Raw genomic sequence first — 8,163 nt, forward strand, 5'->3', positions numbered from 1 at the left:
GGTGTCGGCGGCCGGTGGCCCGTGGCCGGGCCGGAGGGCGCGGGCGCGGCGACGTCCGGCCCGGGCCGAGGGGCCCGTTCGGCCGGCCGCGCGGGCAGCGGCTGTGCCTCCGGTCGCAGCAGCGGCGGCCCCGGCCGGGCCCGCGGGCCTTCCGGCGGGACCGGGGAGGCCGGTTCGGTCTGCAGGACGGTGCGGTGCTCGGTGCGGATCTCCCTCAGGTGGTGGAGGACCGCCCCGGGCAGGGCCCGGCCAAGAGGCGGGGCGGCGTCCGGAGGGGCGGGCGCGCCGGTCTCCGGCAGCGGGGGCTGCGCCCGCGGTGTCCCGATCCGCTCGAACGGGCCGGGCAGCCGGGGCCGCACCGGTGCCGCCGCACCGGGCGGGGCGTGCCGGGCCAGCAGCCGGTCGAAGAAGTCAGCCATCCGCACACAGCTCCAGGTAGTAGCGGCGCCGCAGTGGGCTGAGCGCCAGAATCTCCGGTTCGCTCCAGCCGTAGGCACCGGCGAGCAGATGAACGTCGAGGAGGGTGTCCCGGGCCCAGGCGTCGAGCTCGGCCCACAGGCAGGCGGCGATGTCCAGGGCGGCCCGGGTCCCGGTGCCGCAGGCCGGACAGGTGATGTCCACGGTGGTGTCGGCGGCGGGGGCGGCGAGCGCGGCGGCCTCGGCCATCCGCTGCCGCAGCCCGTCCGGGAGCTGCCGGACGGGCACCGGAGCGCCGTCCCGGGTCGCCGAGGCGGTGCACCGCTCCAGCAGCAGGAGCTTCGCCTCGCCGGGGTCGCCCGTCGCGGAGGCGACGGCGGTGAGGTCGGCGACGGTGGGCAGGCGGAACTCCGCCGCCCAGCCGCCGGACTCGGCCCGGAGCGGATCCCGGCCGGGCCGTGGGGCGCGGGCCGCACCCTCCACGTCCAGGTCGAACTCCAAGGGCTCGGCGCAGTCGCCGCACTCGGCCCGCAGCTCCATCCGGGGACCGAACAGGGCCAGGCGCAGCGCGAACAGGTCGGCCTCCCGCTCGCCCACCGGGACCGCCGGCAGCTCCCGGCCGCCGGTCTCCGGATGGGCGGCCGCGTGCAGCAGCGCGGCCCGCCCGGCGTCGTCCCGTGACTGCCCGGCTTCCCAGAGCGCCAGCAGCTCCGCCGGCCCGGTGCCCGTCATGCCCCCGCCTCTCCCGCCGTCCCCGCGCCGCTCGCCGCCCGGCCCCGGTCAGGCCGGGTGGGTGAAGGAGGGTTCCTCGGGCTCGGACACTTCGTAGTCGCGTTCCCAGCCCTCGCACTCGAGCTTGAGGCTCTGGATGGCGACCGCGTTGGCGTTGGCGTCCAGCTCGCCGAGCACCTGGTACTCGCTCGGCCAGGTGCGGTACAGCTTGTGGGTCACGGCGACCTGACCGGCCTCGTTGAGCACCTGGATCACGATGTCCTTGCGGAAGTCGGCCAGGGACACCTCCGAGCCGGGACCGGCGCCCACCTGCCAGACCTTGTTGGCCCACCGGTCGAACTCCAGGTCGTGGGTGACCCCGCGCTCCAGGGTGACCGCCTCGAACTCGGAGCGGCCCGGGGCCAGCCTGGGGGAGCTCGGATCCCCGCCGTGCCGGTGCTTGACGACCTCCGTGGTCCGCTTCAGCGGGCTGATCTTGCTGATGCCGGCCACGGTCCGGCCGTCCCAGATGACGAGGAACTTGAAGTTCTTGTAGGGGTCGAAGCGCTGTGCATTGACAGTGAACTCCACGGCGAAATCCTAAATCTCGAACTGCCCGGCCATCTGTTCGATCTTCACGATCACGAATTCCGCAGGCTTGACCGGCGCGAATCCGACCACGACGTTGACGATTCCCCGGTCGATGTCCGCCTGGGTGGTCGTGTCCTTGTCGCATTTCACGAAGTACGACTCCCGGGGTGACGACCCCTGGAACGCTCCCCGCTGGAACTGGGTGTGCAGGAACGCCCCGGCATTGAGCCGGATCTGCGACCAGAGCCGTTCGTCGTTGGGCTCGAAAACGACCCACTTCAGCCCCCGGAACAGGCTTTCCTCCAGGAAGAGCGCGAGGCGCCGGACGGGCACGTACTTCCACGCGGAGCCCAGCGCGTCGGCGCCCTCCAGGGTGCGCGCACCCCAGACCACCGGGCCGATCACGGGGAAGGACCGCAGGCAGTTGACGCCCAGTGGGTTGAGCAGTCCGTTCTCCGGGTCGGTCATCGGCACGGTCAGTGCCCGCACGCCCGCCAGCCGGGCATCCGTCCCGGCCGGGGCCTTCCACACCCCGCGGGTGCTGTCGGTCCGGGCCATCAGCCCGGCCACGGCACCGGACGGCGGGAAGCGCCGCAGCCGGCCGGTGAGCGGGTCGGTCATCTCCAGGTGCGGGAAGTACAGGGCCGCGTGACCGCTGCGCACCGGCTCGAAGTCGGCCAGCCCGGCGCGGGCGGCCTCCAGGCTGCCCCAGGAGTCGGGGGCGTCGACGATGTGGAACATCCGCTTGTCCCCGCACAGCGCGTCGGCCGCGGACAGCACGCTCACCATCTCCTGGGCCGGGGAGGCGCTCAGCCCGGGCAGGCACAGCAGATTGACATCGGCGACGTCACGCAGCGCCTGGATGCCGGTCTTCTCCGCCTCGCTGCCGATCAGGTCGGTCCACCGGGGCGGCTCGCCGTCCTCGCCGCCCTCCAGCGGGAAGGCCGGCGGCTGGACGGATGCCTCCAGGCCCAGGTCGTTGGCGCTCTCCCCGACGAACCGGACCACGTCCCGCGGGTCGGTGGAGCCGGCCACGACCTGGAGCCGGCGGCCGAAGGGGGTGACGGTGGCCCCGGCGAAGGCGCGTCGGCCCGGGGCGTCGGGCAGGGAGCGGAGCTTGCGCTCCAGGAGCAGGGCCAGCCCGGTGACGGTGGCCGGCGGCTCGCCGTCCCGCCCGGGGTCGTGCAGGGTGAGCTGCCGCTCCTGCTCGCCGATCCCGACCGTGACGGTGACGCCGAGATCCGGGAGCGGGTCGGCGAACGGCTTGGAGACGGTGCCGGACGGGTCCGGCAGCTGCGGGCTCAGGGCCTCCAGCCGGATGAGCGAGGAGGCCGCGTTCACCACGGTGGGGGCGTACCGCCCGCTGTCCTCCTCCATGGAGAGCCCGGTGAAGGACTCGCGCGCCTCACCGGCCGAGCCGAAGACGCGCAGGTTGAACGTGTCGCTTGGGGCCTGGGTGTCGTGGTCGGCGGTGACCCGCAGCCCGGAGCCCCACGCGCCGGGCTCCGCGGCCGTCACCCGCAGGGCTGGAGTCCGGGACTGGCCGGCCGTGGAGGACAGGGTGGTGCCCGCGAGCGCCCCCGAGCCGGACGCGGTGACCCGGACGACGACGGCCAGGGATCCGCCGTTGAGATAGAACTGCTGCACGGCGTAGGAGACCGGGCTGTCCGCCGTCAGCCCGCCGAAGCGCCGTTCGAAGTCGGAGAAGCTGGTGACGGTGACCGGCTGGTTCACCGGCCCCCGGCGGGTGTGGCCGACGAAGGCCGTGACCGAGGTCGTGACCGTGCTGATCGTGCGGACGCCGCCGGTAAGCTCCTCGATATACACACCGGGATACGTCGGTGATGATGCCGTCATTCCCCCTCCATTCCGCTCGGGCATCGAGAAGCGGAGGCGCGGAAGAGGCCGGCGTGATCAGACCCCCCTGATCTTCCCCCCGAGCGGACTTTCCCGGATTGATCTTCCGGGCGGCCGCTGGTGACTTCTGATGCTACGACTCGCTACGAGTCTGGGGCCGTCGTACGCCGCGGTCAATCGAACGGAGGGAATTGGCGGAAGTCTCCACAGAAGCCATGCCGCGATCTTCGCGGAATGGCCACGAATCCGGTCCGCGAAGATAAATGATGTAATGAAATGAATATGCCTGGCGGGTCGGCGCTGAGATGGCTGAGGCGGGTGGGACGGGTGGTGTTCCGGGAGTGGGCCCGGGGCCCCGCGTCGGTGACGCAGGTGATCGCGGAGCGGGATGTGTGACCCTTGTCACCACGCTCGTGTGACGTGCGCTTTATGAGCGTTCCGGGATGCCCCGATACGCTGCCCTGCGGACCTGCCGCGTGCTTCCGCAGCGCGGCCATGCGGCACGCCCACGCTGACTGACGAAACCGCGAGATAACTGATTGAGGGACGGACGCGCGTGGACCTGTTCGAGTACCAGGCGAGGGACCTCTTCGCCAAGCATGACGTGCCGGTGCTGGCCGGCGAAGTCATCGACACGCCGGAGGCGGCGCGCGAGGTGACCGAGCGACTCGGCGGTCGCGCGGTCGTCAAGGCGCAGGTGAAGACCGGTGGCCGCGGCAAGGCCGGTGGTGTGAAGCTCGCCTCCGATCCCGCCGACGCGGTCGAGAAGGCCGGCGCCATCCTCGGCATGGACATCAAGGGCCACACGGTCCACAAGGTGATGCTGGCCCAGACCGCCGACATTGCGGAGGAGTACTACGTCTCCTTCCTGCTGGACCGCACCAACCGCACCTTCCTGGCCATGGCGTCCGTCGAGGGCGGAGTGGAGATCGAGGAGGTCGCCGCCACCAAGCCGGAGGCGCTGGCCAAGGTGCCGGTCGACGCCATCGAGGGAGTCACCGAGGCCAAGGCGCGCGAGATCGTCGAGGCCGCCCGCTTCCCCGCGGAGATCGCCGACCAGGTGGTGGCCGCGCTGCAGAAGCTGTGGGACGTCTTCATCAAGGAGGACGCCCTCCTGGTCGAGGTGAACCCGCTGGTCAAGACCGGCGACGGCACCATCATCGCGCTGGACGGCAAGGTCAGCCTGGACGCCAACGCCGAGTTCCGCCAGCCGGAGCACGCGGCCCTGGAGGACGTCGCCTCGGCCAACGTGCTGGAGGCCGCGGCCAAGGCCAAGGGGCTGAACTACGTCAAACTCGAGGGCGGCAACGTCGGCATCATCGGCAACGGCGCCGGGCTCGTCATGAGCACCCTGGACGTCGTCGCCTACGCCGGTGAGGCCCACGGCGGTGCCAAGCCCGCCAACTTCCTCGACATCGGCGGTGGCGCCTCCGCCGAGGTCATGGCCAACGGCCTGGAGATCATTCTCGGCGACCCGGACGTCAAGTCCGTCTTCGTCAACGTCTTCGGCGGCATCACCGCGTGCGACGCCGTCGCCAACGGCATCGTGCAGGCCCTGGAGCTCCTCAAGGCCAAGGGCGAGGACGTCAACAAGCCGCTGGTCGTGCGGCTGGACGGCAACAACGCGGAGGTCGGCCGCAAGATCCTGACCGACGCCGCCCACCCGCTCGTCGAGCAGGTGGACACCATGGACGGCGCGGCCGACCGCGCCGCCGAGCTGGCCGCCAAGTAACCCCGGACCAGGACAGACGAGGACACCGAGAACCAATGGCTATCTTCCTCACCAAGGAGAGCAAGGTCATCGTCCAGGGGATGACCGGCTCCGAGGGCCAGAAGCACACCCGGCGCATGCTGGCCTCCGGCACCAACATCGTCGGCGGGGTGAACCCGCGCAAGGCGGGCACCAGCGTCGACTTCGACGGCACCGAGATCCCGGTCTTCGGCAGCGTGAAGGAGGCCATGGAGGCCACCGGCGCCGACGTGACCGTCATCTTCGTGCCCGAGAAGTTCACCAAGGACGCCGTCATCGAGGCGATCGACGCCGAGATCGGCCTGGCCGTGGTGATCACCGAGGGCATCGCGGTGCACGACACCGCGGCCTTCTGGGCGCACGCCGGCGCCAAGGGCAACAAGACCCGCATCATCGGCCCGAACTGCCCCGGCCTCATCACGCCGGGCCAGTCCAACGCCGGCATCATCCCGGCCGACATCACCAAGCCGGGCCGCATCGGCCTGGTGTCGAAGTCCGGCACGCTGACGTACCAGATGATGTACGAGCTGCGTGACCTCGGCTTCAGCACCTGCGTGGGCATCGGCGGCGACCCGATCATCGGCACCACCCACATCGACGCGCTGAAGGCCTTCGAGGCCGACCCCGACACCGACCTGATCGTCATGATCGGTGAGATCGGCGGCGACGCGGAGGAGCGGGCGGCCGACTTCGTCAAGGCCAACGTCACCAAGCCGGTCGTCGGCTACGTGGCGGGCTTCACCGCGCCCGAGGGCAAGACGATGGGCCACGCCGGCGCCATCGTCTCCGGCTCCTCCGGCACCGCCCAGGCCAAGAAGGAGGCCCTGGAGGCCGCGGGCGTCAAGGTCGGCAAGACGCCGTCCGAGACCGCCCGGCTGGCCCGGGAGATCCTGGCCGGCTGACCCGGTACCGGCCCACCCCGCAGCCGCCCGCCCCCGTCGCGACGGAGGCGGGCGGCTGCGTGTCCGGCCGGTCCCGGCCGGCTCGGTCAGCCGGACAGGGTGGTCAGTACCGCCGGGACGGCGAGGGCCAGCAGAAGAAGCAGGCTGGCCCACACCCAGCGGCCGGAGGCACGCTCGCTGTGTGCCCGCAGCCGCGGCGCGGGCAGCGGGTCCACCGGCTGCGCGGCGGCCAGCCGGTTGAGGCGTTCGGTCAGCTCCGGGTCGCGCGTCCGCTCCGGGTCGGCGTACGGCTCCGGAATCCGGCCGGCCAGCGCCGCCCTTGCCCGAGCGAGCCTGCGGGCCGTCGCGCCGGTGGTCGCCTCCGCCTCGGCCGCCGTCTCGCGCACCCCCAGGCCCACGGCATCGGCCAGCACCAGGCTGCGCCGGTAGACCGGCGGCAGGCTCAGCAGTCCGTCCAGCAGTTCCCGGTCCTCCGGCTGACCTGGGTACGCCTGGGGGGCGCGGTGCGAGGGGTGGAACCGGTGCCAGGGGGACAGCGCGTACTCGTACGCCGCCGCCCGCAGCCAGCCCACCGGATCGCCGTCCGACGCCACCTCCGGCCACCGCTCCCAGGCGAGGCGGAAGGCGTGCTCCACGGCCCGGGCGGCGACCCGGCGGTGTCCGCACAGCAGGAAGGCCTGCCGGGTCAGCCCGGCGGCGTGCCGGGCGTGCAGCAGGTCGAAGGCGGCCGCGGCGGCCGCGGCGGCCGCGTCGGCGGAGACGGGCTCCTCCCCGGCCCCGTCTCCCGGCTCGTGGTCCCCTGCCTCCCGCGGAGCCTCCGTCGCGGCCCCGGCGTCCGTGGTGGCCGCCGGTCCGCGGTCCGCTTCCGCCGTGGCGTCCGTGGCAGTCTCCATGGAGGCGGTGGTCTCCTTTTCCTCCTCCCCGGTCCGGTCCGTGCCGTCCTCGGTCTTCGTCCGCTCCTTCGCGCCTTCCGCCGTCCCCGCCGCCGAGACCTCGCCGGGAGCCACGTGTGCGGGGGCGTCGTCGCGGGCAGCCGAACCCTCGGGGCCGTCTCCGGTCCCGGCGTCGTCCGCGGTGCCGGCCGGGCTGTCGTCCGTCCCGGGCTCGCAGGCCGGATCGTCGGCAAGGTCTTCGGCAAGGTCTTCGGCAAGGGCTTCGGCCGGGGCGTCCGCCTCGCCGTGCGTGCGGGGTCGTGTGCGTGTGCGCAGTGTGGTGTGCACCGTCATGCCGCTCCCACCGATCGGAAAAGGTGTATAAGCCTATTTTTAGGCGACACGGCGGCGAAATGCGTGTTACCCACGCCGACCGGGTGCAATTGACAGCATGTCCGCGTGAGTCAGCGAAACGTGACGCCGCGACAGCCCGTCCGGGCGTCCGTGACCGGCGCGTGGGTGTGTGAAGGGGTGCTGGCGGCCGGGCTGGGGCTCGGCGCGCCCGCGCTCGTGGTGCTGCTGCTGTGGACCGTCTCCCCGCATCCGGACAGCGGCCCCGGCGGCGCCCTGCGGATCGCCGCCGACCTGTGGCTGCTGGGCCACGGAGTCCAGCTCCTGCGCACCGAGACGCTCAGCGGTGTCCCCGCGCCCGTCGGGCTGACCCCGCTGCTGCTGGCCGTGCTGCCCTGCCGGCTCCTGTACCGGGCCGTGCGCACCGCTCTGGTCCCGCACCCCGGGCAGGCGCTCCGGGTGGTGCTGTGCGTCGCCGCCGGCTATCTGCTGGCCGGCGCCGCGGCCGTGGTCCTCACCGCGGACGGCCCGCTCCGTGCCGTGCCGGCGAGTGCGGCCGTCAGCCTGCCGCTGTTCGTGCTCGTGGTGGCGCTCGCCGCCGCCTGGGCGGTCGAGGGCGGTCCGCCGTGGCTGCCCGCGCTCCTCGCGCCCGGGCGGGGCCCGGCCTCCGGGCTCAGCCGCCGGCGGCTCGGGGCGGCGGTGCGGGCAGCGG

Annotated in this window: 7 protein-coding genes and 1 pseudogene; 3 read left to right on the forward strand and 5 right to left on the reverse strand. The window is 72.8% G+C overall.

Annotation, left to right across the window (positions count from 1 at the left end; genetic code table 11):
• The 4 genes and pseudogenes from ABD299_RS17760 to ABD299_RS17775 form a co-directional block, all read right to left on the reverse strand.
• Window positions 1-419: pseudogene (locus ABD299_RS17760) on the reverse strand (hypothetical protein); the annotation flags it as partial.
• On the reverse strand, window positions 412-1,149 hold the full coding sequence (locus ABD299_RS17765) for a hypothetical protein (RefSeq protein ID WP_344263560.1): 738 nt from the start codon (window positions 1,147-1,149) through the stop codon (window positions 412-414). The gene ABD299_RS17765 and the pseudogene ABD299_RS17760, both read right to left, overlap by 8 nt.
• A 48-nt stretch (window positions 1,150-1,197) precedes the next feature.
• Window positions 1,198-1,719 carry a phage tail protein gene (locus tag ABD299_RS17770; RefSeq protein ID WP_344263562.1) on the reverse strand — a complete coding sequence of 174 codons (522 nt, stop codon included), beginning with the start codon at window positions 1,717-1,719 and terminating at the stop codon, window positions 1,198-1,200.
• A gap of 9 nt (window positions 1,720-1,728) precedes the next feature.
• Window positions 1,729-3,576, reverse strand: a complete 1,848-nt coding sequence (locus ABD299_RS17775) for a phage tail sheath subtilisin-like domain-containing protein (RefSeq protein WP_344263564.1) — start codon at window positions 3,574-3,576, stop codon at window positions 1,729-1,731.
• 556 nt (window positions 3,577-4,132) lie between these two features.
• Here ABD299_RS17775 and sucC point away from each other — a divergent pair.
• Both sucC and sucD read left to right on the forward strand, forming a co-directional pair.
• Complete coding sequence (sucC, locus tag ABD299_RS17780; protein ID WP_344263565.1) at window positions 4,133-5,308, forward strand: ADP-forming succinate--CoA ligase subunit beta; 1,176 nt, start codon at window positions 4,133-4,135, stop codon at window positions 5,306-5,308.
• Window positions 5,309-5,343: 35 nt separating this feature from the next.
• Complete coding sequence (sucD, locus tag ABD299_RS17785; RefSeq protein ID WP_344263567.1) at window positions 5,344-6,228, forward strand: succinate--CoA ligase subunit alpha; 885 nt, start codon at window positions 5,344-5,346, stop codon at window positions 6,226-6,228.
• A gap of 86 nt (window positions 6,229-6,314) precedes the next feature.
• Here the strand turns inward: sucD and ABD299_RS17790 are convergent, their stop codons facing one another.
• On the reverse strand, window positions 6,315-7,454 hold the full coding sequence (locus tag ABD299_RS17790) for a DNA-directed RNA polymerase sigma-70 factor (RefSeq protein ID WP_344263569.1): 1,140 nt from the start codon (window positions 7,452-7,454) through the stop codon (window positions 6,315-6,317).
• Window positions 7,455-7,559: 105 nt separating this feature from the next.
• On the opposite strand from ABD299_RS17790, the gene ABD299_RS17795 reads away from it, so the two are divergent.
• Window positions 7,560-8,163: cell division protein PerM (locus tag ABD299_RS17795; protein ID WP_344263571.1), on the forward strand; the 604-nt coding region annotated here is incomplete at its 3' end.

Origin of the sequence: Streptomyces sodiiphilus, assembly GCF_039529215.1 — a bacterium.
GTDB lineage: Bacteria > Actinomycetota > Actinomycetes > Streptomycetales > Streptomycetaceae > Streptomyces > Streptomyces sodiiphilus.

What these genes read in the sequence shown, in the direction of transcription:
- ABD299_RS17765 (WP_344263560.1), bottom strand. Translation starts at nt 1,149, where the DNA reads ATGACGGGCACCGGGCCGGCGGAGCTGCTGGCGCTCTGGGAAGCCGGG.
- ABD299_RS17775 (WP_344263564.1), bottom strand. Translation starts at nt 3,576, where the DNA reads ATGACGGCATCATCACCGACGTATCCCGGTGTGTATATCGAGGAGCTT.
- sucD (WP_344263567.1), top strand. Translation starts at nt 5,344, where the DNA reads ATGGCTATCTTCCTCACCAAGGAGAGCAAGGTCATCGTCCAGGGGATG.
- ABD299_RS17790 (WP_344263569.1), bottom strand. Translation starts at nt 7,454, where the DNA reads ATGACGGTGCACACCACACTGCGCACACGCACACGACCCCGCACGCAC.